At 56.0% G+C, this 23,309-nt stretch carries 21 protein-coding genes; 11 read left to right on the forward strand and 10 right to left on the reverse strand.

The window, feature by feature from the left end:
• Positions 1–120 precede the first annotated feature (120 nt).
• Positions 121–603: a DUF488 domain-containing protein gene (locus RQP54_RS17330; protein ID WP_315679685.1), complete on the forward strand. Its 483-nt coding sequence runs from the start codon at positions 121–123 to the stop codon at positions 601–603.
• Here RQP54_RS17330 and RQP54_RS17335 read toward each other — a convergent pair.
• Positions 560–1,384, reverse strand: coding sequence for a hypothetical protein (locus tag RQP54_RS17335; protein WP_315679686.1), 825 nt, complete (start codon positions 1,382–1,384; stop codon positions 560–562). The two genes, RQP54_RS17330 and RQP54_RS17335, sit on opposite strands and share 44 nt — an antisense overlap.
• 538 nt (positions 1,385–1,922) lie before the next feature.
• Between RQP54_RS17335 and RQP54_RS17340 the strand changes: the two genes are divergently transcribed.
• Positions 1,923–2,729 (forward strand): DUF2971 domain-containing protein, encoded by an 807-nt coding sequence (locus RQP54_RS17340; protein ID WP_315679687.1) that lies wholly within the window; start codon positions 1,923–1,925, stop codon positions 2,727–2,729.
• A 365-nt stretch (positions 2,730–3,094) separates the two neighbouring features.
• On the opposite strand, the gene RQP54_RS17345 is transcribed toward RQP54_RS17340, so the two are convergent.
• The 3 genes from RQP54_RS17345 to RQP54_RS17355 are packed head-to-tail and all read right to left on the reverse strand — an operon-like array spanning position 3,095 to position 5,247.
• The gene (locus tag RQP54_RS17345) at positions 3,095–3,613 is read right to left on the reverse strand and encodes a hypothetical protein (protein ID WP_315679688.1); all 519 of its coding nucleotides are present in this window, start codon (positions 3,611–3,613) and stop codon (positions 3,095–3,097) included.
• Between the two features lie 13 nt (positions 3,614–3,626).
• Positions 3,627–4,463 carry an SIR2 family NAD-dependent protein deacylase gene (locus RQP54_RS17350; protein WP_315679689.1) on the reverse strand — a complete coding sequence of 279 codons (837 nt, stop codon included), beginning with the start codon at positions 4,461–4,463 and terminating at the stop codon, positions 3,627–3,629.
• Positions 4,464–4,479: 16 nt separating this feature from the next.
• Complete coding sequence (locus tag RQP54_RS17355) at positions 4,480–5,247, reverse strand: S1/P1 nuclease (RefSeq protein ID WP_315679690.1); 768 nt, start codon at positions 5,245–5,247, stop codon at positions 4,480–4,482.
• 253 nt (positions 5,248–5,500) lie between these two features.
• Here RQP54_RS17355 and RQP54_RS17360 point away from each other — a divergent pair, with 253 nt between their 5' ends.
• From RQP54_RS17360 to RQP54_RS17380, 5 genes are all read left to right on the forward strand, one after another.
• Entirely contained in the window at positions 5,501–5,917 is a 417-nt protein-coding gene (locus RQP54_RS17360) for a translesion error-prone DNA polymerase V autoproteolytic subunit (RefSeq protein WP_315679743.1), read from the forward strand.
• Positions 5,917–6,804 carry an excinuclease Cho gene (gene cho, locus RQP54_RS17365; RefSeq protein WP_315679691.1) on the forward strand — a complete coding sequence of 296 codons (888 nt, stop codon included), beginning with the start codon at positions 5,917–5,919 and terminating at the stop codon, positions 6,802–6,804. The genes RQP54_RS17360 and cho overlap by 1 nt, the downstream gene beginning before the upstream one ends.
• A complete protein-coding gene (locus RQP54_RS17370) occupies positions 6,801–7,265 on the forward strand; it encodes a DUF1810 domain-containing protein (RefSeq protein WP_315679692.1) in 465 nt (154 codons plus the stop codon). The genes cho and RQP54_RS17370 overlap by 4 nt, the downstream gene beginning before the upstream one ends.
• 6 nt (positions 7,266–7,271) lie before the next feature.
• Positions 7,272–8,570 (forward strand): Y-family DNA polymerase, encoded by a 1,299-nt coding sequence (locus tag RQP54_RS17375; RefSeq protein ID WP_315679693.1) that lies wholly within the window; start codon positions 7,272–7,274, stop codon positions 8,568–8,570.
• Positions 8,571–8,866: 296 nt separating this feature from the next.
• Entirely contained in the window at positions 8,867–9,196 is a 330-nt protein-coding gene (locus RQP54_RS17380) for a hypothetical protein (RefSeq protein WP_315679694.1), read from the forward strand.
• 581 nt (positions 9,197–9,777) lie between these two features.
• Here RQP54_RS17380 and RQP54_RS17385 read toward each other — a convergent pair.
• From RQP54_RS17385 to RQP54_RS17400, 4 genes are all read right to left on the reverse strand, one after another.
• A complete protein-coding gene (locus tag RQP54_RS17385) occupies positions 9,778–11,100 on the reverse strand; it encodes a diguanylate cyclase (RefSeq protein ID WP_315679695.1) in 1,323 nt (440 codons plus the stop codon).
• Positions 11,101–11,246: 146 nt separating this feature from the next.
• Positions 11,247–11,756 (reverse strand): response regulator, encoded by a 510-nt coding sequence (locus tag RQP54_RS17390; protein WP_315679696.1) that lies wholly within the window; start codon positions 11,754–11,756, stop codon positions 11,247–11,249.
• Positions 11,757–12,042: 286 nt separating this feature from the next.
• Positions 12,043–15,042 carry a hybrid sensor histidine kinase/response regulator gene (locus RQP54_RS17395; RefSeq protein WP_315679697.1) on the reverse strand — a complete coding sequence of 1,000 codons (3,000 nt, stop codon included), beginning with the start codon at positions 15,040–15,042 and terminating at the stop codon, positions 12,043–12,045.
• 24 nt (positions 15,043–15,066) lie between these two features.
• Positions 15,067–16,047, reverse strand: coding sequence for a substrate-binding domain-containing protein (locus RQP54_RS17400; RefSeq protein ID WP_315679698.1), 981 nt, complete (start codon positions 16,045–16,047; stop codon positions 15,067–15,069).
• Positions 16,048–16,665: 618 nt separating this feature from the next.
• On the opposite strand from RQP54_RS17400, the gene RQP54_RS17405 reads away from it, so the two are divergent.
• The 3 genes from RQP54_RS17405 to RQP54_RS17415 all read left to right on the forward strand — a co-directional run bounded on the left by RQP54_RS17405 (position 16,666) and on the right by RQP54_RS17415 (position 18,973).
• A complete protein-coding gene (locus RQP54_RS17405; protein WP_315679699.1) occupies positions 16,666–17,103 on the forward strand; it encodes a hypothetical protein in 438 nt (145 codons plus the stop codon).
• A gap of 121 nt (positions 17,104–17,224) precedes the next feature.
• Positions 17,225–17,899 (forward strand): hypothetical protein, encoded by a 675-nt coding sequence (locus tag RQP54_RS17410; RefSeq protein WP_315679700.1) that lies wholly within the window; start codon positions 17,225–17,227, stop codon positions 17,897–17,899.
• A gap of 84 nt (positions 17,900–17,983) precedes the next feature.
• Positions 17,984–18,973 carry a HEPN domain-containing protein gene (locus RQP54_RS17415; protein ID WP_315679701.1) on the forward strand — a complete coding sequence of 330 codons (990 nt, stop codon included), beginning with the start codon at positions 17,984–17,986 and terminating at the stop codon, positions 18,971–18,973.
• Between the two features lie 342 nt (positions 18,974–19,315).
• On the opposite strand, the gene RQP54_RS17420 is transcribed toward RQP54_RS17415, so the two are convergent.
• Entirely contained in the window at positions 19,316–21,430 is a 2,115-nt protein-coding gene (locus tag RQP54_RS17420; protein ID WP_315679702.1) for a hypothetical protein, read from the reverse strand.
• A gap of 379 nt (positions 21,431–21,809) precedes the next feature.
• Positions 21,810–22,037: a hypothetical protein gene (locus tag RQP54_RS17425; RefSeq protein ID WP_315679703.1), complete on the reverse strand. Its 228-nt coding sequence runs from the start codon at positions 22,035–22,037 to the stop codon at positions 21,810–21,812.
• Positions 22,038–22,477: 440 nt separating this feature from the next.
• Between RQP54_RS17425 and RQP54_RS17430 the strand changes: the two genes are divergently transcribed.
• Complete coding sequence (locus RQP54_RS17430) at positions 22,478–23,245, forward strand: S1/P1 nuclease (protein ID WP_315679704.1); 768 nt, start codon at positions 22,478–22,480, stop codon at positions 23,243–23,245.
• Positions 23,246–23,309 lie beyond the last annotated feature (64 nt).

Genomic DNA, 23,309 nt, shown 5'->3' on the forward strand with positions numbered 1-23,309 from the left:
GCCGTTTCCCGAACGTCGCGGATCTACATCGAAGTAGTAGACCGCGACCGACCTGGTCAAAGCTCGCGTGAGACAATCGGCATGCACCAGTTATGGTGATGCCCCAACACTCGACTACCAGTGACCATTCCCGCGTTTTTCACCTTCGGCTACGAAAGTTTGACTATCGACGGTTTCATCACCCGTCTGAAGGACGCGCGCGTGAACCTTATCGTGGACGTGCGCGAGTTGCCTCTCTCACGCAAAAAGGGGTTCTCGAAAAGCGCGTTCCGCGAACATTTGGCTGCAGCAGGCATCGGCTATGAGCATCGGCCGGCCCTGGGTTGCCCCAAGCCCGTGCGCGACAAATACCGCGAAAACGGCGATTGGGCTGACTACACCCGTGGTTTTCTAGCCCATTTGGATACCGTGAAAACCGAGGTGCGAAACTTGGCCACCACAGCCCGTGACCACCGGGCCTGCCTAGTATGTTTCGAGGCTGATTTTTCTGCCTGCCACCGCACATACGTGGCCCGCGCCGTGCGAGCTGCTGGTGGGCCCCCGGTGCACCACCTGACGGCTAAAACAGTGTTTGCTGACGCACCAGCGTCTCTGGCACCTTAGGTGGGTACAGCACGCTCACGATCAACCATTGCCCCGGAAAACGGTGTATGGTGCCCATGAGGAACATGACATCCAGCTCGCTGAACTGGGTGACAAACTTGTGCCGCATCGTTTCTTGCCAGTCAGCGCGGCGGTGAACGTTCCAGTAGAGCGCTCCGGCTTCCCAGTCCACCAGCTTGTGTTTGAACGGCTTCACACCCTCCGGGGTCTGGCACTCGTAGCGGTAGTGGAAGTCGTAAGGAAGTTTCTTGAGCGTCTTGAGGGTCCGCTGATCTTCCTCCGCGTCGAATAGGCTACCCTGCTGCTGCTCTTGCAACAACTTTGCCAGTTCATCCTCAGTCCAGCCTGGAGAGTCCACAGCCTTGATGTCCAGCCCCAGCAAGCGGCTTGGCCTCACCAGCCCCAGGGTCGTCCCAGTCGCCTGACGTGAAGCCTCCAACGCATCGAACGAATCGAACACCGGTACACCCTTGATCGCCTCGCGTCGGGTGATCCAGTGGTCACGCGTAGGAAGTGGATCGCCCGCCACCTCAATCGTGTCCACCGAAACGCGGTGACTCTCGGGCCGGGAGTCGTCCTGCGCGCGGCGAACCCGGGCTGTGATCCACTGCCACTTCTTGAATTGCTGGTCGTCCTCAACCAGTCGGAACGGCACCGGAAACAGCCGGATCAAGCGCCCGTCGTCGGTCATGCCAGCGACGCAGGAGGTTTCGACATACCGCGCGCTCGGCGACGGGTAGGTCTTGCACAGAATAAGGATGCGTTGGTGGTCTGATGCCACGTTAGTTTCTCCCTGAAAGGACTGCTTCAATACAGCCGACTGACTTGCGCATCAAGCCGCAACACTGTCATCCGATCACACATCGCCAACGGAAATTTCATGCCACCCACCTGCTTGTTAGAGAGACAAGGGACTCTGCTCAAGGGAACCACTCAATCACTAGGTGGATGATGCGAGCTAGGCGACTCCAGTTTAAGCCTGAAGTCGTCCCTGCAGCGGGGGCTGTCTTCCGCAGGTCGACAGGTTCACGGTCAGGGACCCGAAGCCGCCATCGGCATGCCTGGCGTCGCGCCGAATGCGAGGACTGCTGTGGGGGTGAAGCAGAAGTCCCTGGTGAACCGGCAGCGGCCCGCTTGGTGTCAGGACAGCGCATACGCGCTCAGCCCGCTCGCGGTTCTTAATGGATTCGGTAGTGGTCATCGCGGTGCTCAAAAAGCTTGCTGTATGAGCATCGTTGGCCATCGGCCGATCTGCGTACATCAGAGAACCGTAACGACCTCGCGGCTGCACAATTGGCCGTCCCCCCAAGAAGGCAACCATGACGGACAGCAAACAAGACGACGAGCAACCGGAAAAGTTCTACAAGTACCGGTCGATGGCCGAAGCAGGCGTCATCAAGTGGGTCGAGCGCATCGTCCTGCACAACGAACTGTACTTCGCGCCGGCGAAGACCTTCAACGATCCGTTCGACCTTCGCCCGATCTTCTCGCTCGATGCGCCGAAGGCCATGCAGGTGAAGGGGTATGAACGGCTGTCCAAGAAGTACGAACCTGGCCTGAACCGCGAGCAGCGGCGCGCCCAGGCCAAGGAGGCCGTCAAAAACTCGTTGAGCCGGAAGAACATCAAGGCAACGGAGGAAGAAATACAGACCCAGCACGCACGTGTGCTTACCGAAGACGTTGGCCTGTACTGCGTATCCACCAAGCGTGATGACATTCTGATGTGGTCGCACTATGCGGACTATCACAGGGGCATCTGTCTCGAATTCGACGGCGAGGCCAAGCTTATGGCTCATGCGCATAGGGTGCTGTATTCGCAAAAGCGCGTGCCCATCAACGCGTACTCGGACGACAAGGACGCGTCCATGACGAAAGCGCTGCTCACCAAGTCCATGCATTGGGCGTACGAAAAGGAATGGCGACTTATCAATTACGAGAAAGGGCCGGGGACGGTGAAGTTCAGGCCGGAGAACTTGACGGGCATCGTTATTGGCGCTCTGGCATCAGCAGACACCGTCGCATTGGTCAAGCAGTGGGTAAAGGCAAGGTCGCACACACTGGACATCTACCAGGCCTCGCTGAGCAAAACTGACTACGCCCTGGACATCAACAAGCGCAAGATTTGAGGCGGATTCATGCACCAGGGACGCCGATATACCTCACGCGCCTTCTGTGCCCACCAGCAGCACTCCGGCGCGCCTGGCCACCATGGTGTAGGTCCTATCGCACTCTCTAGCGTGCACCAAGCTGGGTGCAACCGGTTGCCCTGGGGACCGGCGATGCTCAACGACCGGTATTGGCGTTTACTGCAGTCCACAATCTGAAACGCGAATGACTCAGATCAGCCTGGAGCTGCCTTTGACGATTTGTCCTGGTTAGTTTGCATAAAGACTGTCATGACTGACTGTGAATCGCTCCGAGGGTTTTGGGGTATTCATCAGCAGACACGACAACCAATCCGAAACCATCGTTTTCCATGAAGTGGCAACTCCTATGCATTGAAAAACCGCCCCGCTGCAAAGTGCTCGGACCAAGCTTTGGCGCGCTTGTTGGATCGCTCCCTCTGCTGCGGGTCCTTCGCCTGCGCAGTGCAAAGGTATTTGGCCAGAGGCATGGTCCCCACCCGCAATAAATCCAGGCGATCAGCGTCCCAACAGATCTGAGCCGTTAGAGGTCCATCCATCACACCATCGCTATGGTGCTTGCAGGCGAATTCCAACAGTCCCATCTGCGTCTTGGTGGCTTGGAAATACTTGCCCTGCCATTGCTTGGCCAATTCAAACCCACGACTTCCATGGCCGTCGTCAATTCCCTCGTTGAGTCTGCGCGAGTCATGAAAAAGCGCAAAGAGCTCGATGACGTGCATGTCGGCGTCGGTACCGACAGCCAACTCCTTTCCGTTGAGCCGCACCCGGCTCCAGTGGGCGATGCCGTGGTGGCCATGCCAGTGAATGGCAAATTGGCGCTGCAACGCGTCAATCAATGCGTGATCAGAAAACAGCGATCGCATGACAGTGGCTCATTCAGTTGTTGTCTATCGCGTCGATCCCGGTCAATGCTTCCAATGCTCCCATGGCCAGTCCGACATCCCGAGTGTCCGGTACCTGGCTCTCGCGCACATTGATACGGATCAGACGAGCCCCCAAATCCCGGATCAACTTGTGGGAGAAATGCCGCACGGATGGGATCGCCGTACCGGCACCGATCTCCACAACGACCACTCTGGCCCGCTCTTGCGCCATGACCTCAAGCCAGCGATCTTCCCGCTGCGATTGCTGGGCGGTTCGGCGCTGCTCCCAATCCCAATCGCCAAACATCAGGACGTTGGGACGTGCAATCGCGCCGCAGTCTGGGCAAGTCGGCAGTTCATTGAGAAGCCGGCAACGCTCGGTATCGATGCTTGGCTCAAACCCATCAGCGTTCCAGATCTGTCCAATGCAGTTGTTCAGGCATTGCAGGTGATGGATCGATCCATGGCATTCGTGCACTGAGTCCTGCGCAAAACCTGCCGTCTGAAACTGGCCATCGACATTGCTGGTGAACACTCGCCCGCCCAAGGGCATACGCTCCATCCAGAACTTCAGAAGCGAGAAGCCAGCATGTGGGTTTACCTTTCGGTACATGTCCAGACGGTGGCCATAGAAGCCCCAGGCCAGCCGGGGATCCTGATGGAAGGTGGTGGGACTGGCGACCTGCGTGAAGCTAAGTCCGGCCGAGCCAAGTGCCGGATAGGCTTTCCAGAATCCGTCGTTACCCCGGAAGTCCGGCAACCCGGAGTCCACCCCCATCCCGGCACCCGCACCGATGACCAAGGCATCTGCTTGAGTCAGTATCTCGTGGGCTTTGAGAAGTGCATCCATTGCGTTGTGCGGTGGTCTAAGGCTGCAGGACCTTGTTCAGCAAACCCGCCAAGCGCATACCAGCGGTGTGCAGCCGTTGTCCTAGTGTGTCTCGGTAGCGTTCGATATACCCCACATCAACTAGGCGCCCTGGATAGAACCCTTCCTGATCCACGATCCGGCATGACTCTTCCGCTACTGCCTCCGGCTTCCAGTCCTTCAGCATAGCCATCGGCTTGTGTGCCTGCAGCACAGGCAAGAGTGGTCCCTCCTGCTCCTCCAAGTACTTGATCATGCCCGTGTCCCACCAAGCGTGCAGGTTCGATCCCCGCATGAACGCCTGCAGCTGATAACTGTTGCCCCCTCGGTCCTCGCCCCACCCGGCATGCAGTGGTTGGTGGATGTCACCCACCAGATGTACCAGGTACTTCAGCGCCGTCAGCCGCTTCTCGTCATTGGCCTCGAACTGCAGGATGTCACTCTGCTTTCGGATGGCCTCGACCACGCACTTGCCATCCGGGCAGTCGCGCTCAGGAACGTACTGACAATTCCCTTTGGGGAAATTCACATAGTGCCAAGGGGCAGTTGCTGGATTGCGATGCTCATCGGCCCAGGTGGAGATCGACACCAGCGTGGCACCGGGTTCCAGTGCCAGGAGTCGCTGCACCTCCTTTGCGGCGGCCGGCTGCAGCTGGCTTTGGGCGATGGCAGCAATGATCTGGTGCCCCTCGACACCCCAGGCATGCGCGTGGACGCTGGGGATGAGGGCCAGTGCAGCGGCAAGAAGCGTCGACAACAGCTTCATTGTCAACCCCACCAAAGATCGGACTTGGTGCCCCGGTCCGACACCAGCCCTAAGCAAAGTTGGGTGGAATCTGCGGAAATGACGCCGTAGTCGTGGGAACTCATGGGAGATACAGGGGTTACTTGATTGCTGTATATTTAAACAGTATTCTATGCTTTCGTGTTTGGATGGACTTTTCCCATCCTACCCATTGCTCTTACCCATGCCTGCTGTGACCTTTGCCCCCCGTGATGCCGTGGAGTTGCTCCAGGACATGCCACGTCCGTTGGGCAATGCCTCACTGGCTGGCTGCTTCCTGCCCAACTCGGTCGTAGCAGGGTTCCCCTCTCCGGCGGAAGACCTTGGCGGCAAGCGCATCGACCTTGGTGAATTGATCATCACCCACCCCCAGGCCACCTACTTCCTGCGCGTCAGCGGGCACTCCATGGTGGAGGCTGGCATCTTCGACAAGGACATCATGGTGGTGGACCGTGCCATCAAACCTCGCCATGGCCACATCGTGGTGGCCATCGTCGATGGCGACTTCACCGTCAAGCAGCTCTACCAGCGCGCCGGGCGCACCAAACTCAAGGCTGCCAACCCCATCTACCCCGACATCACCCCCAAAGATGGCCAGACCATCGAGGTCTGGGGTGTCGTGACTGCCACAGTGCGCCAGATGGTGTCCTGATGCGCCCACCTCGCAAAGCCCATCCCGAGTTCGACCCTGTGGCGCTCTACGAGTACCCACAGCATCTGCGCGAGGTCATGGACCACCTGCCCCAAGCGCCGGGGGTTTATATCTTCGAGGGCCAGGAGGGGGATCTGCCACTGTACATCGGCAAGAGCGTGAACCTGCGCCACCGTGTGCTCTCGCACCTGCGCAATGAGGAAGAAGCCCGAATGCTGCGCCAGGCGGTGCGCATCGACCATGTTCGCACCTGTGGGGAGATCGGCGCCCTGCTGCTGGAAGCCCAGCTCATCAAGCAGCGCCAACCCCTCTTCAACCAGAAACTGCGCCGCACCAAACAATTGTGCTCCTGGCAGGTGCCCGATGACGACGGATCCATGATCCCTAGTCTGGTGTTCTCCAAGGACGTGAACTTCGCCAGCACCCCACGCCTGTATGGCCTCTACAGCAGCCGCCATGCCGCGGTGCAGTCCCTGCAGTCCATCGCTGACCAACACAAGCTTTGCTATGGCCTCCTCAAGATGGAGAAACTCGCCCCCGGCAAGCCGTGCTTTCGGTCCATGCTCAAGCAATGTGCCGGTGCCTGCTGTGGCAAGGAGAGCCGTGAAGAACACGATGCCCGGCTACTGGCTGCCCTGGAAGACATTCAGGTCAACTGTTGGCCGTTCCCAGGCCCGATCGGCTTGGTGGAGCGCTGGGAAGACCAGCAGCAGATCCATGTGATTCACCAATGGTGCTACCTGGGCAGCGTTGAGACCGAAGAACAGGCCAAGGGCTTGAACCAGCAGGCCGCTGGCTTTGATGCCGATGGCTACAAGATTCTGTGCAAACCCATCCTGAGTGGCCAGCACCCTGTCATTGCCTTGTGGAATACGGAGGCCCCATGAACATGCCGAATCCCGATTTCATGTTCTCGATCGACAGCTTCAAACTGGAACGCTTCGTCGAGGCTCAAGACCGTGTCTATGCCGACGTCCTCGATGAACTGCGTGCGGGAGACAAGACCAGCCACTGGATGTGGTTCGTCTTTCCGCAGCACCGCGATCTCGGGCACAGCACCCTTGCCAAGCACTACGGCATCCGCTCCCTGCGTGAAGCCCGCGCCTACTTGGCCCATCCGGTACTGGGACAGCGCCTGCTGGAGTGCAGCCGTCTGCTGCTCGCCCATACAGACAAGTCCGCCCTGGAGATCTTGCATCACCCCGACGATCTGAAGCTGCGCTCCTGCATGACGCTGTTTGCGTTGGCTGCGCCTAACGAGCCTCTCTTCCAGAAGGTGTTGGATCGGTTCTATGGCGGTGAGCCGGATGTGATGACGGTGCAGCTAGTGCGGCGCAACTACGAGTGATGGCCGATGTATGCATTGGTCGACGGGAACAACTTCTATGTGAGTTGTGAACGGGTCTTCCGTCCGAGTCTGACTGACCGGCCCGTCGTGGTGCTGTCCAACAACGATGGCTGTGCCATTGCCCGCTCCAACGAGGCCAAGGCGCTGGGCATCAAGATGGGGGCACCCTGGTTCCAGATCAGGCACCTCGAAGACGACGCCAGACTGGTGGCCCTCTCAGCCAACTTTGAGCTCTACGGGGACATGTCCGATCGGATGATGAGCCTGGCGGCAGGACTGGGGCACCAGCAGGAGATCTATTCCATCGACGAGTCATTTGTGGACGTCAGTGGTATCCGGGGTGACTTGGTGCATCGCGCGCATCAGATCCGCAGCCGCATCCAGCAATGGGTCGGCATTCCCTGCTGCATTGGCATGGGCAATACAAAAACACTGGCCAAACTTGCGAACCACATCGCCAAGGATGCGGAACGCAAGCCCGGCAGCTACCCAGCACATCTGGCACAGGTGTGCAATCTGGAGTCTCTGTCCCAGAAAGACAAAGACGCCCTCTTTGCCCTGACTCCTGTGGAAGAGGTCTGGGGCATCGGTCGACAGATCAGCAAGCAGCTGCATGCAGGTGGCGTACATACGATCCACGATTTGCTGCAACTCGACCCGGCCACCATCAAGCGTGGATGGTCAGTGATGCTGGAGCGCACCGTACGGGAACTGCGGGGCATCCCTTGTGTCGATCTGGAAGACAGTGGCCAGGCACGTCAGCAGATCGCCTGTACACGCTCGTTTGGCAAGGCTGTTACCGACTACCGTGACCTGGAAGAAGCCGTGACGACCTTTGCGAGTCGGGCGGCAGAGAAGCTGCGACACCAGCACAGCCTGTGTGGGCAGGTTCTGGTGTTCATCCGCACCAGCCCGTTCGGAAAGACAGCCCAGTACAGCCGCAGCATGGTGGTACCCCTTCGCCGGCCAACAGACGACACCGCGCATCTGGTGCAGGCGGCATTGCTGGGCTTGCAGTCCATTTTCAAGGACGGGTATGACTACGCCAAGGCGGGAGTGATGCTGATGGAGCTGCAATCGGATCAGGTGCAGCAGATGGAGTTGCGTCTGGAAGACGAACCAGACCGTGATCGCAGCCGTCTGATGCTGGCACTGGATACCGTCAACACGCGCTATGGCAAGGGGACGATGAAGCTGGGCAGCGCGGGGGCAACCCAGCGTCCACAGAATTGGACCATGAAACAGATGCGCCGGACGCCGCGGTACACAACGGATGCGCAGGAGATGGTGTTGGTGAGGGCGTGAGCGCCCATACCTGTGCGGCTTTGGTTTTACGTAGTTTTACCGGGCGTTAAGCAAACCCTAATGTGCCCAGCGCAGTATTGCGCTTGGGTATCCACCCCCGCGCTCTCCTCCCTGGCGCGGCCAGCGCCTTGCTGGTTTGACCCGGCCACTGTGCCGGGTTTTTTCTTTATGGGACTGTGGTGTGAGGTCGATTGCTGGGAGGCCTTTACATTGATTTACCTTGCGCGCGTAAACGACTTCGACACCTCGATGGTTATAGGCTCATGGCAACATCGCCATGACCTGTAAAGACTGAAATGTTGAAACAATCGCTTATCGCTACTGCTCTGGTAATTTCCACCTTTGGTGCATTTGCCCAAGCGCCAGCGACTCCTGCAACCACTGCACCCGCTGCGACTGCTGCCACCGCTGCAGCCAAGCCTGCAGACGCTGCCAAGGAAAAGCGTGAAGAGGCCCACAAGGCCAAGGCTGAAGCCGCGAAGGCAAAGCATGAAGAGTTGAAGGCCAAACGTGAAGAAGCCAAGGCGAAGCATGCTGAAGCCAAGGCCGCTCACGATAAGGCTAAGGCTGAGAAGGCCACCAAGCCAGTGAAGGCTGCTGAGCCGGAAGTACCGGTCAAGAAGTAAGCTCAAGCAAACCGCCAAAGGGTGGTAGTCCCTCAAACAGCCGTCCTTGTCCGACGGCTGTTTTGCTTTGGAGCCTTCGGCCGCTGAATTCTAGAGAGACGTAACCGTGAACACTGACAACACTTATCCACGCAGGCTGTGCGCAATAGTGTGGATAACTGGGGGAGAACTCGCTTGAGGCACGCACTGGTGCGGGATTGCGACCTATGCTTTGTTTTTGAGCAGTCTCACTCTATACGGACGCGAAAGACTGCTGCCGATCGAGAGCGCTCTATGACATCACCTGGTCGACCGGCAGGTGTGCAGCGGTTGCTGCCATTCACGGATGCGCGGTCTGGTTACGCTATCTGTCGCAGAGCGGTCATCGGGGAGGCCGCGCTTCTGCCTACTGGACGACGTTTATAAAGTGAACAGGTGACTTAGGTGCCGCCTAGGCTCACCACACGTCGCGGATGTCTGCTGACGGCGAGGGTAAATACGGGCGACCGACCCACCTCGGACATTCGCTGATCCATAGTTTGTTCCATAAAGCTGCCGGTCGTAGACGACACAAAATACCACTTTGATTGGGGCGGTGGCAGCTAGGAACTGGTAAATACACAGACGCGGTTGCGCCCAGTGTTCTTCGCTTCATACAAAGCCTTGTCGGCCTTGTTGAGCAACGCGTCGATCGTGTCTTCTTTTGACCTTAGTGAAGACACCCCGATAGAGACTTGGAACTGCACGTTCAGATTGCCTTCCAGGGACACATTTGCGTTGCCAATAACTTGGCGCAAGCGCTCTGCCACCTCGACTGCCGTGTCTTGGTCTGTTTGGGGCAATAGCACTGCAAACTCCTCGCCCCCAAGACGTCCAAACAAGTCAATGTCGCGCAGGGTTGTGCTGCACAAACTTGCGAGCCCCTTTAGGACTTGATCACCCACTTTGTGTCCAAAACGATCGTTGATCTGCTTAAAGTGATCAATGTCGAGCATGAGGAATGACAGCGCATTCCCATACCGAATTGCACGGTGCAACTCTTTCTCCGCCTGTTCCATAAAGTGGCGGCGATTGAAAACCCCAGTGAGATAGTCGAAGTGGGCCTGCCTGCGAAGCTCTTCCTCCATAATCTTGCGCTCAGTAATGTCGGTATGGGTGCCGCACATCCGAAGGGCTTTGCCTTTGCTGTCGCGTTGCATGACGCGTGCTTGGTCAAGTATCCAGCGATGACTGCCGTTCTTGTGCAACATCCGGTACTCAGCTTTGTGCGATTCGGCCCGCCCATCGACAACATCGAATATCGACTGCCAGGCGCGCTCCCTGTCCTCGGGGTGAACGAAATCTGACCATTGCTGGGTAGTCTGCTGTATTTCCAAGTGGGTATAGCCCAACATCGTTGCCCAGCGCTCATTGCGTATCACCGTGTTAGCGGCTATGTTCCAGTCCCAAAAACCAAGATCAGATCCCTCCAGAACAAAGCGGAGTTGGGTTGCACGGTCTTCCAGTTCACGTTCAGCGTTCTTGCGGTCGGTGACAACGTCAAACAGTGCAACAAAGTAACCGATTTGCGGGCAGTAGACCGATACCGAAAACCACTGTTGCAGTCCCTCTATAAACAAGACAAACGACTCCGGGGTACCACCTTTTGCAACGCGCCCGTAGATTTCGAACAATGATGCATCGGATTCGCGCAAACCGGGGATGACTTCGCTTACCAACTTCCCTTGCACTTTCCCCAGACCGGTTTGTGTGTGAAAAGCGGGGTTCGTGTAGATGTACTCAAAGTCATCCGCTTTTCCGTCCACAAAGAGCATGCGGCAATAGGCCACACCATTGAGCATGTGCTCTAGCAGACTACCCATCTCAGCAAGAGTGAGCCCATTTTTCTGCTGAGCAAGGTTTGCGGTCAAGTCAGTAGAGGTCATGGTCTGATTCAATTAACAGGGCCGAACCCAAAGGAGCGAGACCAAGACCCAATTTGAGCAATCCAAACTCAACGTAGGCAAGCCTTTTTAGGAGAGCTGAGTTTGAGCGCATTTGCGGCGGGATGGCAACGCAGAACTCTCAGAACCTACGGACAGAGCTTGTTTACGGCATTCACCAATTGCGTAGGGATGAATGGTTTTGTCATCCAGGCCTTCGCTCCAGCAGCCTTGCCTGCTTCTTTATGCTTATCAGAACTTTCGGTCGTGAGCATGAGCACGGGCATAAATTTATACGCCGGCAAAGCCTTCACAGCTTTCACGAATTCGATGCCATTCAACACCGGCATGTTGACGTCACATACAGCCATATCCACGGTGCGACCATCAAGCATTGCCAGTGCAGCTTTTCCATCCCCGGCCTCAAGTACGGTGTGCCCAGCGGCCTGTAGTGCCATCCGAACAACCTGGCGTAGGCTAGCGGAATCATCAACAATCAGTATGGTTTTTGACATTTTTGTATGAATGACTGGCGATTTGATGATTCGACATCGTAAGTCAAAAAGGCTGTTGGCAAATATTGTTGTTTGCGGAGTTTCTTGGATTTTTGCAGTTGCCGCGCGCACACCTTTCAGGCAAATTCGATGGTCGGTATACATCCCACATGAAGGGACGTAGCAGCCAATCGGCAATCGACCCAAAGCGGAAGTTGGAGACTTCGAAGTCGGCGCCTAAGAGCGCTCATTAGTGCTTGTCCACACCGACAGTGATTAACTGAGTGGATAACTGCAAGAAATGCTCGCCACAGCCAGTATTGACGTGGGGCACCAGTCGTTGCTCAAAAAAACAGGCATCGCATTAGTTCGGTTGCTGGAGCCTTTCAAAAGCCTACGAAAACCCACCCAGTTTGCAGTAGAGCATCGTCAACGCGTTACCGATGTCGCATTAAGGATGAAGCCGATCACGACAATGCTCACATAAGGCTGCCGCCGCGGCGAAGTCAAAATTGGCCATGGCCTCCTCCAGTGGATGTAGGTTTTCGCCCAGTAATGCTCCATAACGTTGACGCAAGTCCGCAAAGCCTTTCAAGGCCTGGAGGTCTTGTGCATTCAACAAAGCAATCAGTGTCGTAAGTGCGCCTCTAATGTTCTCCAATGAATCTTCTTCACTAGCGCATGCTGAGGAAACGCTATCCACTGCGAAATTATTCAAGACATCTCGTATAGCTGTAGAGGCGTTATCGATCTCCCGCTGCAGTCGCAGCACTAAGGACTGATGTTGATCGGGGTGAATTCCTTGTTTGACGGCGCGCTCCATCTGAGCTGCTTCCCGTGAGAGATGATTCGCACCAACGGTGGCAGCAAGACCTTTGAGCGTGTGCAGCGAACGAATAGCGTCACCTATGGCTCCAGATCGCAACAGTTCATTTACTTGATTTGGTGTCCCAGTCAAATCATCAGCAAAAGAAGCCAACACTGTGCGCAAGATCTCGCGATCGCCACCCATACGCTGAAGCGCACTGACCAAATCCAGTTCTTCTGTCGAGACGACCTGTGAATCTTGTGACTTACCCGGCAAGGGGATCAGCGCAAATCCCGAATCCGTAACATCGGTGGGCGCGGCCACTCGACCAGTGTATTGACACAGGACATTCACCAAGTGATCCAAATCAAATGGCTTTCCGACATGGTCGTTCATACCGGCTTCCCGGGCAGCCTCGCGGTCGGAGGCCATTACATTGGCCGTCATGGCGATGATGGGCACTTGGGACATACCAAGTTCATGCCGAATTTTCCGTGTGGCTGCATAGCCGTCCATCACAGGCATCTGCACATCCATTAGGACGATGTCGAACGGTGGCTGTGCCTTGGAGATCATGTCAACGCCCATCCGACCGTCATCAGCCAAGCTCACCAGTGCACCCTCGGAACTTAAAAGCCCTTCAGCAACCGTCTGATTGATCTTGTTGTCCTCCACCAGCAACACACGTAGCCCATCCAGGCGCCGTACCCTTGATTGGCATTCATGTGCACTGGCGGTCGTCGCTGCAGCGCCAATATCGCTGCTGTGAACCTTAGGTAACCGCAAAGCAAAAGAGAATTCGCTGCCTTCACCTAATTGGCTGCGCAACTCCAACTCTCCTCCTAGAAGCGCAACCAATCTTCGAGAGATAGATAGCCCCAGTCCTGTCCCGCCAAACCGGCGCGTAGTGCTTGATTCGGCTTGGGAAAACGCGCTGAAGATCTTGGCATGTTGCTCGGGTGCGATTCCTATGCCGGTATCGCGCACCATGAAGCGCAGTTGGGCTTCAGAATCCGACTGTTCGATAAGCTCTACCGACAGAACCACCTCCCCCTTTTCGGTGAACTTGATGGCGTTGCCCCCTAGGTTGATGAGTACCTGCTGCAACCGCAAATCATCGACCAGTAGGGAGCGTGGCACGGAATCAGCCACATCGAAACGCAGGTTCACCGACTTCTTACCCAGATTCGCCGAAAGAACCACTTCAACGTCTCTCAACATTCTGTCGAGGTCAATTGGGTGCGGATCCAACGTCATCTGACCCGCCTCAACCTTGCTGAAGTCAAGGATGTCATTCAGTAGTCCAAGCAAGGATTTGGCAGCACCTTCAGTCTTCACCACATAGTCGGCTTGACGTGAATCGAGCACAGTGGTCTGCAGTAACTTGAGCATTCCCAAGATGGCATTCATGGGTGTGCGGATCTCATGGCTCATATTTGCCAGGAATTCACTCTTCGCCCGGTTGGCATCTTCAGCCAAGTGTCGCGCCTGGATCAAAGCCAGGTTGGCCTCGTGCTGCTCACGGAGCGTCTGCAGATGGCTGTTGTAGCCTTCGACCAACTGACTGATTTCGTCGCCGGTTTCCGGCTTAGGCAGTGGCAGATGTTCCGCTTCCGGGTTCGCGCTGAGTCGAGCAAAGCCCAATGACACGGATCGAATCGGGGCCACCATCGAACGCGTGAAGTACAGCGTCAACGCCCCCACCAATAACAGCCCGCAACTGACCAATGCGATGATCCATCCGGTGAGCGTATCCAGAGCCGCGGTCACCTGTTTTCGCGGTGTCACCATGACGGCATAGCCCTGGCCCGACTCGAAGACCACCGTATCCATTAACACGTCAATTCCATCCAACCGAAATTCTTGCGTTCCCTTGCTCTGGCGGATCAAATCGAATAGTCCTTGAGACAGCTTGCTACCGACCTGAGCAACATCGGAATGCAAAACCACGCGCCCTTCTTTATCAACCTGCATCAGCGTCTGGCCTTGGGGCAAGGGGACTCGGCGAAGGTATTCAGCCATGATGCTGTCGCTCAAGCTAATGACTAGCACGCCCACCAAATCACTTTTCCCCGTCTCAGGCGAAAAGTGGCGTATAGCGCGCAGCACCGTATTGACCTGTGTGTATCGTGAGGTTGGGTTGATGTTTGCTCCAATCCCCCGCCAGCGCGAGAAGGAGAGTGCGGAGTCCGTCTCGCGCAGTAAGTCGCTGGCCAATTTTGGACTTGACGAGTCCACGTCCAGCGTATCACCTACATGAAAACGCGATCCGCCAACGGAAAATAGATCCAGTGACACCAGCCCTTTGACACGGACATAGCCACTGAGCGTGTAGCCCACCTGTGCACGCAAGTTGAGCGCATCAAAGCCCCCGACATTGCCGCTGTCCGCCTTGCGAAGGGAGTTACCGATGGCCTCGTTGCCTGCGATATTGGTGGCCAGATCGTCAATCTGGTCAAAGTACTGGCTGAGATAAGAAGCGAAGCCGCCAACGACCTTTCGATCTTCGGAGCTGACTTGTTCAAGTACCACTCGCCGCGTGAGTTCGAGCCCCCCAATGCCCAACCCCACAAGTGGCACGATGCCGACCACCAACAAGTAGCCCAACAGCTTGGCAGTGATATTCAGGCGAGGCCATTGCATGGGGCTAGACCACGCCCTTACAGATTACTTGGCTTCCGCCGCGGTCACTAGGCGAGTGTCGATCACAGTCTCACCGGGCACCGTTTCGCCTTTTATCAAGCGCACCGCCAGGGTTACGCCTTGGTATCCTTGTTCCGCGGCCTGCTGGTCTACTGTGGCAGACAGCTTGCCGGCCTTAATTTCCGCAATGGCTTCGGAAAGCGCATCGTACCCAGCGACTTTTACTTTGTTTTTACCAACCTCTTGCAGGTATTTGGTCGCACCCAAGGCCATCATGTCGTTTGCGGCGAAGATCAAAGTGATATCGGGATGCTTGGCAAGCATCGCTTTGGTCACAGAGTAGGCCTCGTCAATCTTCCAATTGGCCGTTTCGGACGCCACTACCTTGATCTGCTTGTTTTCCAGTAGGGCTCGCTTGGCCCCTTCCATGCGCTGACGGGCGTTGTCAGCGCTGCGGATTCCCTCGAGGATGCCCGCCTTAGTCGGGGCCGTAACGCCCTCGGCCAAAAATTTACCTGCCTTATAGGCACCTTGGTCGTTATTGACGCTGACGAATGGCACGTCCGCCATGCCGGCTTGTTTAACGGTGGCGGGGTCGAGACGATTGTCAATGTTGACGATCTTGATGCCAGCATCAGCCGCCTTTTTGAGTATGGGAACCAGGCTTTGCGAGTCCCCGGGAGCGATAACGATGGCGTCAACCTTGGCCGAAATGAGGTCGTTGACGAGTTGGATTTGCTGCTCAATGGAGGTTTCCTGCGCGGCGGTTTTGACTTCCAAGCTGACGCCCAGCTCCTGCTCGGCACGACGCGCTCCCTTTTCCATTTCAATGAAGAAGGGGTTGGTCAGCGTCTTCATGACTAATCCGACTTTTTTGACCGCAGGAGCTACGGTGGCTGTCGCAGCGGGCGCAGTGGAAGTGCTCACGCTTGGCCCGCTGGATTGGCCACAGGCAACTAGTCCCAAGCTGACGATACCCAAGGAGAAGAAATGTGCAAGCTTCATGAAAAAGACTCCTCCAGCGGCGCAGTTGGGGTTAACAGCGAATACTGACTGAAGAATACGCGCATTCTGGAAAAAAATCACTGGGGCGAACCTCAACCTGAATCATCCCGGAATCAACAGAGACCATTGAGCTTCAAAGCTAGCCTAGATCGACGACCGCTAAGGGCCCGGAACGGGTGTAGCCGTGGTACACCGTAAGCCGACTTTTTGGCTAAGAGGCCCTGGTGGCTGAATGTCTGCTTTGAGGCGCCGCTACGTACGCACACTCCGGGCCAATAGCGGACTCACGTCTACCGCACCGCAAAGCGGTCATCCCTACCCACGCGCCATCAATTCATCGGACGAAAACCCTGGCCCAGTACAGGTCAGCCTTTTCGGTTTTGAGGCTATAGTGCATATAGCAAACCCGCTCGCGCACCTAGTCAAGAAGGCGGGTTGACTGCAACAAGGGAGTGCCGGGTTTCATGGAAAATTTATACCTGTATATTTATACAACATACAGGCCGCTGGCCCAATGTTCAAGCGGGTTTCCAGCTTTTTTTCCAAAAGATGTATCGGTGGGTTCGGGATGTATCCACCGGGTTTTGCCGTCTACATTACGTTAGGTTGCAGAACTAAATGCCGTCGATCGCTCCGATGCTTGAAATACAACTCGTCTGGTTTGACAGCGACATGATCGAGTTGCGCCTTTCGGCCGCTAGCGAAAATTTCGCTGGGAGTTCAAATTTCTACGCAGGCTTCAATGAGTTGCCTGACCTGGCTACGCTGCTTGAGGGATTCCCTGCCAGTCCAAATGATCTGAGGACTGTGGCGTTCGGCGGGAACAATTTGCCTGGCTACGGTGGCGCAAAAATTACCTTCCGCTGCAAGGATTCAAGCGGGCATTTATCCGCGGAAGTTTCGGTGTTCATGACGCCGGGTGGATGGAAGGATGCTGCCGAGTCCGCGATCATTCAAATTGACACGGTCCCCGCAGAAGTTGATCACTTCATATTGCAATTGCGGGGCGTCGGGACACAGGTCGGTGCAATAGCAAGGCTCAAAAATGCAACCTAACCGGGCGCTCGAGCCGACTCGCAACGCCTGGCCACTTCAGGCCCTCATTTCATTCTGGGCCTTCCGTGCCCAGCCGCTGCTCGCGGCTCAGCTCAAACGTTAGCCCCCTCACGAGGCACCTATGACACGTACCGAGTTTGCCGAACGAATTGCCGCCGGGCTTGGCGGGTGGTTCCAACAACTAGCCGCCCAAAATTTGGAGCATCAGGTTGGAGAGGATGCAGCACGCGTTGAGCTTGTCCGTATGATTAGCGCCCAACGCGCGTTTGTGCCGAACACCGCAGCACGGCCAACAAACTGGCCAACGAACACCAAGAAGCGAATTGATATTGCGGTTCTCGGCAAGAAGGCTGGAGCGAAGGGCTGGTATGGAGCAATCGAACTAAAGTGGCCGGGAGAGAGTGTTGCCGTTGCCGCCACACGTCAAGCCATCGTCGAAGATGCCGTTCGAGTGGCGTTCTCCGCCACGGGTAATCTCTGCGCCAATTTTGTTGTCTTGGGTGGCACTACTTCTGCATTAACAGCGTTGTTTGACGTGCCGCATCCACAAGCACCACAGCAAGAGCAGCAACGCGTTGCATTTTCCAGTCTCTTCAGCCGAGTTCTTGCAAACCACGAAGGCATGTTGACTAACGCCGACCTGAATACTCATTTCCCCGACTTCGGCGATCGAGTCCCCCAAACAACATTCAACGGCTGGGCTCGCCGCCTAAAAACTGAACTCATAACGGTAGTCCATTCAACCGTCGGTACAGCCACAAAGGGAAGTGTGTATGTCTGGCAGTGCAAGAAGTGAAGGGGCTAACCCGGCAGTCAAGCGGGCCTGCGCGAAAAGCCGCGCAGACTGGTCACTTCTACGTTAGACATTACTTCGTCTCTCATGTACACGTTGCGCTTCCCGTTTAGACTCGCTGAAGGCCAAGCAATTGGGGATGGAAAAGATTTCATTGAAATCTCGGATGGACGATATCGACTCTCTAAGTCTGGAAATTGGTATGCCTTGAACATAGATGGTTTTGTATCTGAAGACCAAGCACTCAGCGCCATCACATGTCTTTGGGCGGGCTTGAAGTGGGTTTTGTTGAATGCAAACCTAGCCCCTTCCGCGACAGTCGAGTTATCTAACGTTGCCTACTGTGAAGATCCGCTTGCCGCCGCAGCCAATCTGTCTCGAAGTTTTAAAACAAATATTGATGGACCTGTCGATGGGTTGATTGACGGAAGCAGGCCGGTTGTTTTCCCGACCGAAAAGCAACTTCGCGCGCTTACCATGGGCGATGCAACGATTACCGTTGGCACCCCTGCTGTGAGATTGTTCCAACTACTGGACGAACACTCTCGGTTCTCTGCACCAGCCAAACCTTTGGCGGATTCGAAACTTCAGGTCGCCCTCGAACTATATTCCGCCTATTTCAGTGAGACCTCTAAAAATGCGCGCTTCCTTACGCTTGTTATGGCACTTGAGGCACTATCGTCTCCGATACAAAGGACTGAGCCAGTTCTGGGCCTGCTAAAAAAGTGGCATGAAGAAGTTGAGGAAGCCAAATCGGAGCTGAGTGGAGATAACGAGCGCCTAAGTGCGCTGGATTCATTGTCGCGAGAACTCTTATTTAAGCAAGAAAGCTCTATTCGAAGCCAAATTCGTGCGCTCGTGCTCGGTGTATTGAGCTCTGCTGGAAATTCAGATGCGCAAGACGCAGCAAAAAATGCGGTAAAGATATACGACCATCGGAGCACTTTAGTCCACGAGGGCAGTTTGGATCAAAAGGTGCTATCCGATGCAACTTCAGATGCCAAGCTCATAGTTGAGCGCGTCCTTCGTTGCCGGTTTTTGGCTGAGGCACAAGCAAAAGAGGTGGTGAATGCCTAATTCTTCGGTCAAGAGGGACGCTCCGCCGGCAAGCCGGCACCGCGCCCCTTACCTCCAACGTTGAGTGGCTGCTTTCCTCGCCAATCTGCGACAGCTATGGGTCGGTAGCGTCTGTACGGTCCGCACCGAACCGGTCGTTCATGGCCGGTTTGCCATCACCACACCGAATGCCCGGTCTCGGAGCTACAGCGGCCATGCGAGCCGCTGTCAGTCGAAAGTCCGGTATTGGTCGCTGCAGCCACACCAGCCGCTGAGCGCGAGTGACTCAGACCAGCCTATCGCCGCCTTTGATGAAAGACTGATGCCAGTCTCGACAATGAATACAAATCACAGGTAGATTCACTAGTTGGTAGAAAGACCAACCCTGTCAATTTCGATCACGAACTGAACCCTCGAGCTGAATGTCGGGGTGTTGCCAAGTGCCAAACGAAGAACATCATAAGCGTAGGACGTAAAGACAGTGATCAACTCGTCCTCTCGCCGGCCTTGCTCCATCAGCTTGGGCACCCCCCGCAGCCAATAGACTTTCTGGACGATCTGCTTAATGGCTTCGCGATCAGCCCCTCTGCGTGCAAGAAGGAAGCTCATCCGATTAGCGACGCTGTGCGCCCGTGGCTCCATATCGTGTCTGAGAAGAACGCCTTCAATGGCAGAGAGACTGTTTCGAAGGCGATCTAGCGGGTCCACCAAGGTGGTGCCTTTGCTGTATGTTAGGAGGCTTGCTCGCACAGCCAAGGCAAATTCGCTCAGGCCCTCTGGCATCACAAGCGAGGCCGCGGTGTCCAACAGGCCTGACTTAAGTTCCGAAATTTGCTGCATAGGTAAGCGCCAGTGCCCCACCTGTTTCGGCAGAATACCTTGATTGAGAAGAAAGCTGCCCTCGCCCAGCACAATCAGCTTCGATGTTGGAAGATACTCCGCGCCCATGAGTGCTACGGGGTTGAAGAGATACGACCTGGGCGCGGCTGGAGCGAAAAAACGTAGCAAACCCACCGCGTCTTGAGCAATCCGCAACGCTCGCTCCTGTGCGACTGCAGGTTCAGCTTTCATGGAGAGAACCACGGCGGCAAAACCCTGGAGCTCACGCTTCAACTCCTCGAATAGTTGGCTAACTTCTTGGGCATGTTCCGTTCGAATTGAGGACACCCTGCTACGAAAACTCTCCATTACGCCCGCAGTAATTGATTCGATGCGGACAGGGCCGAAGTCGAAACCCTGTTCGACCTCCATGTTGGCGATCGGTGCCCAGACTTCGACCTTCGTGACACACTCCCGTGCCGCCGATATCAGGGCCTCGTGAAAGGGAGGCCCCTCCGCGCCAAATCGTTGTCTGGCCCAATCCCAGAAGGACTTTTCGACGAACTTACGGCTTAGGCTGGCGCGAGCCCAAGTTGATCTCATGACGGTGTCGATCAGTCCCTCCAGGGACTCATAATCGCCCTCCGATAGGCCATAGGATCTGCCTTCATGGTGGATGAACATGAAGGCTGTCTCGCCGCTCGCCTCCTGCCCCCAGAAGGTGATGGGGCCGGCCAACTCGCGATCCGTAATCGTGGTGGTTGGCCTTTCAGTCGGGAACCCTTGATGAGCCTGCGGAAAGTGAAGTTCTCGAATCTTTTCGCGCAGGCCAGAGGAAATTTGAATGAGCTCTGTGGTTTGAATCAAGGTGAATTCAAAGGGCTCGACAATGGCGGCGTCAAGCGCTTCTACCGTTGCAGCTGAGATAAGTTCTCTCGTCGGGCTAATCGCTTGGAGCTGCGCCTGAAGCTGGTCGAGTTCTTGAAGGTCTGACCGATGATGTGCCGCAAGACTTGCATCTAGCCATCCGTGGAATTGGTTGACAAGCGTCAGGTACTCTTGAGCGGACTCGTGGAGGTCTAGATGTTCCCCTGCCTGTTCCAGGTAAGTGCGCGCCACGGGCTTCCAGCCATCCCAATCAAGAAGCGAAGCGGTGTCATAGTGCACACCGGCTTCCGCCGTGCCAGAACCATCCGTTGCGCCCGGATCGGTCGCGAATTTCATAAACATACTGGAGCTGGGCAGACCTCTGTGCAGCATGTAATTGCGAAGGCCTTGTACGAACTGCGCTACAGGCGATTGCGCAAAAGTCGCCGTCACTTGCTTTTCGTAGGTGGCATAGAGGTCGGTTTCTGCGTAATGCTTCCTCATGAAGACTCGTGTGTGCTCAACAAGGGTCATGGCGGATGAGGCAAAGTTGTGAACGTGACGGTTAAGTTCACGATGGGCTTGGCGCCCGGCTTCCCGGTTCTTCTCCATCATCAAGACTATGCCCTGATCAGGGTCCTTGACCCTTTGAGTGGCCTCAATGAGTTCCAAGGCATTCATCTGGAACACATTGAGCGAGAAGCTGCGTTGATGGGCGCGGTTGAGATAGCCTGAGCCAGCTGAGTCCCTAATCTGCCGAAAAAGATCGGCGGCAGTGCTCGATTTTTTCATCGTAAACCTCCGCGTCGGCGGGCCTTTTTCCAACAAACTGAAACTCTTAAGTAGTTCGCCTGGTCGGAGGGTGTGCAGGACATTGTGTAAGCGGACAATCCACCTCAGGCAAGAGCCTGCATGTCTGTAATCACAATGATGACCAGGATGTTGATTTCAATCCAAAACTGAGCCACTGTGGGTGCGGAAACAACACTGCACCAACCACGCAGCGGTACGTCGTGGATCGTTCAAGTGTTTGCTATTCAAACTGGCGGCTCTCGCCGTGCGTCACCTACCAACTACTTACTGTGAGGGCCTCTTGCCAATTGGCGGCGTCCACCTCCTGGTACAGGAATAGTTTCGCGAGCAGTGTTTCGCCGGTCAGAAACTCCGCCACTTAAATCGAATCAGTCACTTTAGGAGTGCACCCCGCACCAACTGCGGGCGCCTGGTCATTCGAGCTACCTTGTTGTTTCGAATCAACTGCTTTTGCGAGCAGCTTGCCGCGCAGACCTTCCAGTGCCTCGGTAGGCACGTCAGGCGCCATATAGCCCATGACACCGGTGGTAGTCGTTAGCTTCGTTCCGTGTGTGCGGATTCGGGCTTTGGTGGCTTTGAGATCCATGAGTCAATGATACGGGAGGGATGCTAAAGCTTTCAACGCTGCCCTTGCAGCAGTGCTCACTGGACATCGACCTTGGGGCGCAAACGGGTAGCCGCACGGGGGTGGCCTACAGCGCCATCATGACAGCGGCCACAACGTGCAAACTAAGCACACATTACTCGATCTACTGCACAGCCCCGAACGTTGCGTATACGACGACAGTACCTATACCAGCCAGCAGGAAGGCAGTTATTGCGTCCAAAGTTTGTTCTGTCGACTTCTGATACGGGTCAAGGTCGGTCCCAGTCCTTTAGCTATTTCACCAAGCCTAGGTACCGCAGAAGAAAATCCGGCATAGTGTCCAGGTCATGCCGCCATGTTCCATGCTGCGCAAATGGTGGCCTTACTCTGCTGAATGGCTGCGTGGCTGCACCAGTTAAAAGGAGCTGATGAACAGATCGATGAAAACACCTCTCCTCCTGGCCTGCGCTGCTCTGGGCCTGACCATTAGCCTCAACGCCCACGCCTGGGGATCCGAAGGCCACCAGATCATTTCCGCCATCGCCCAAAGCAAGCTACACCCGCAGGCTGCCAAGGAAGTGAATCGCCTATTGGCACTGGAGCCGGGTGCCACATTGCTTTCCGTCTCCACCTGGGCCGACGAACATCGCAGTCCTGCTACGGCGCCTTGGCACTTCATCAACTTCCCCAAGGGCAATTGCCAGTACCAGCAGGAGCGTGACTGCGCGGATGGCAAATGCGTGGTCGAAGCCATCAAGAAGCAGACCGCCATCTTGCAGTTCGATGTCAATGACGAGAAGCGCCTGAACGCACTGAAATATCTGGTCCACCTGGTGGGTGACGTTCACCAGCCCTTACATGCCGGATGGGCCGAAGACCGTGGAGGCAATACCTACCAGCTTCAAGCTTTCATGCGTGGCTCGAACCTGCACGCGTGGTGGGACTCCGGGATGATCAGGTACCTGGAAGAGCAGGAGGGGCCACTGCTTCCCACGCTGGAAACTGGAAACAACCAACCTACTTCCGATGACTGGAAGCCCGATGCTGCCGCTGAGGAGTCCTGCCGCATCGTGAACCAGGATGGGTTCTATCCAGGGCGGTTGGTTGACGTGGGGTACATCACCTCGTACAAGGGCACGCTGGAAGCACGGCTGAAAGTCGCAGGACATAGGCTGGCTGCGTTGCTCAATCGGGTTCTCCAACCATAAGGGATCGAAACCACCCCATCCAGCGCGAGTCGACCCGCGGTAGTCAATCCTGGCCACCCCTCGC

The sequence above is a fragment of the Curvibacter sp. APW13 genome (assembly GCF_032337135.1).
GTDB lineage: Bacteria > Pseudomonadota > Gammaproteobacteria > Burkholderiales > Burkholderiaceae_C > Allorhodoferax.

What these genes read in the sequence shown, in the direction of transcription:
- RQP54_RS17375 (WP_315679693.1), top strand. Translation starts at nt 7,272, where the DNA reads ATGTATGCATTGGTCGACGGGAACAACTTCTATGTGAGTTGTGAACGG.
- RQP54_RS17415 (WP_315679701.1), top strand. Translation starts at nt 17,984, where the DNA reads ATGTACACGTTGCGCTTCCCGTTTAGACTCGCTGAAGGCCAAGCAATT.
- RQP54_RS17340 (WP_315679687.1), top strand. Translation starts at nt 1,923, where the DNA reads ATGACGGACAGCAAACAAGACGACGAGCAACCGGAAAAGTTCTACAAG.
- RQP54_RS17380 (WP_315679694.1), top strand. Translation starts at nt 8,867, where the DNA reads ATGTTGAAACAATCGCTTATCGCTACTGCTCTGGTAATTTCCACCTTT.
- RQP54_RS17425 (WP_315679703.1), bottom strand. Translation starts at nt 22,037, where the DNA reads ATGGATCTCAAAGCCACCAAAGCCCGAATCCGCACACACGGAACGAAG.
- RQP54_RS17350 (WP_315679689.1), bottom strand. Translation starts at nt 4,463, where the DNA reads ATGGATGCACTTCTCAAAGCCCACGAGATACTGACTCAAGCAGATGCC.
- RQP54_RS17430 (WP_315679704.1), top strand. Translation starts at nt 22,478, where the DNA reads ATGAAAACACCTCTCCTCCTGGCCTGCGCTGCTCTGGGCCTGACCATT.
- RQP54_RS17395 (WP_315679697.1), bottom strand. Translation starts at nt 15,042, where the DNA reads ATGCAATGGCCTCGCCTGAATATCACTGCCAAGCTGTTGGGCTACTTG.
- RQP54_RS17345 (WP_315679688.1), bottom strand. Translation starts at nt 3,613, where the DNA reads ATGCGATCGCTGTTTTCTGATCACGCATTGATTGACGCGTTGCAGCGC.
- RQP54_RS17385 (WP_315679695.1), bottom strand. Translation starts at nt 11,100, where the DNA reads ATGACCTCTACTGACTTGACCGCAAACCTTGCTCAGCAGAAAAATGGG.
- RQP54_RS17355 (WP_315679690.1), bottom strand. Translation starts at nt 5,247, where the DNA reads ATGAAGCTGTTGTCGACGCTTCTTGCCGCTGCACTGGCCCTCATCCCC.
- RQP54_RS17405 (WP_315679699.1), top strand. Translation starts at nt 16,666, where the DNA reads ATGCCGTCGATCGCTCCGATGCTTGAAATACAACTCGTCTGGTTTGAC.
- RQP54_RS17410 (WP_315679700.1), top strand. Translation starts at nt 17,225, where the DNA reads ATGACACGTACCGAGTTTGCCGAACGAATTGCCGCCGGGCTTGGCGGG.
- RQP54_RS17400 (WP_315679698.1), bottom strand. Translation starts at nt 16,047, where the DNA reads ATGAAGCTTGCACATTTCTTCTCCTTGGGTATCGTCAGCTTGGGACTA.
- RQP54_RS17390 (WP_315679696.1), bottom strand. Translation starts at nt 11,756, where the DNA reads ATGTATACCGACCATCGAATTTGCCTGAAAGGTGTGCGCGCGGCAACT.
- RQP54_RS17420 (WP_315679702.1), bottom strand. Translation starts at nt 21,430, where the DNA reads ATGAAAAAATCGAGCACTGCCGCCGATCTTTTTCGGCAGATTAGGGAC.
- RQP54_RS17360 (WP_315679743.1), top strand. Translation starts at nt 5,501, where the DNA reads ATGCCACGTCCGTTGGGCAATGCCTCACTGGCTGGCTGCTTCCTGCCC.
- cho (WP_315679691.1), top strand. Translation starts at nt 5,917, where the DNA reads ATGCGCCCACCTCGCAAAGCCCATCCCGAGTTCGACCCTGTGGCGCTC.
- RQP54_RS17370 (WP_315679692.1), top strand. Translation starts at nt 6,801, where the DNA reads ATGAACATGCCGAATCCCGATTTCATGTTCTCGATCGACAGCTTCAAA.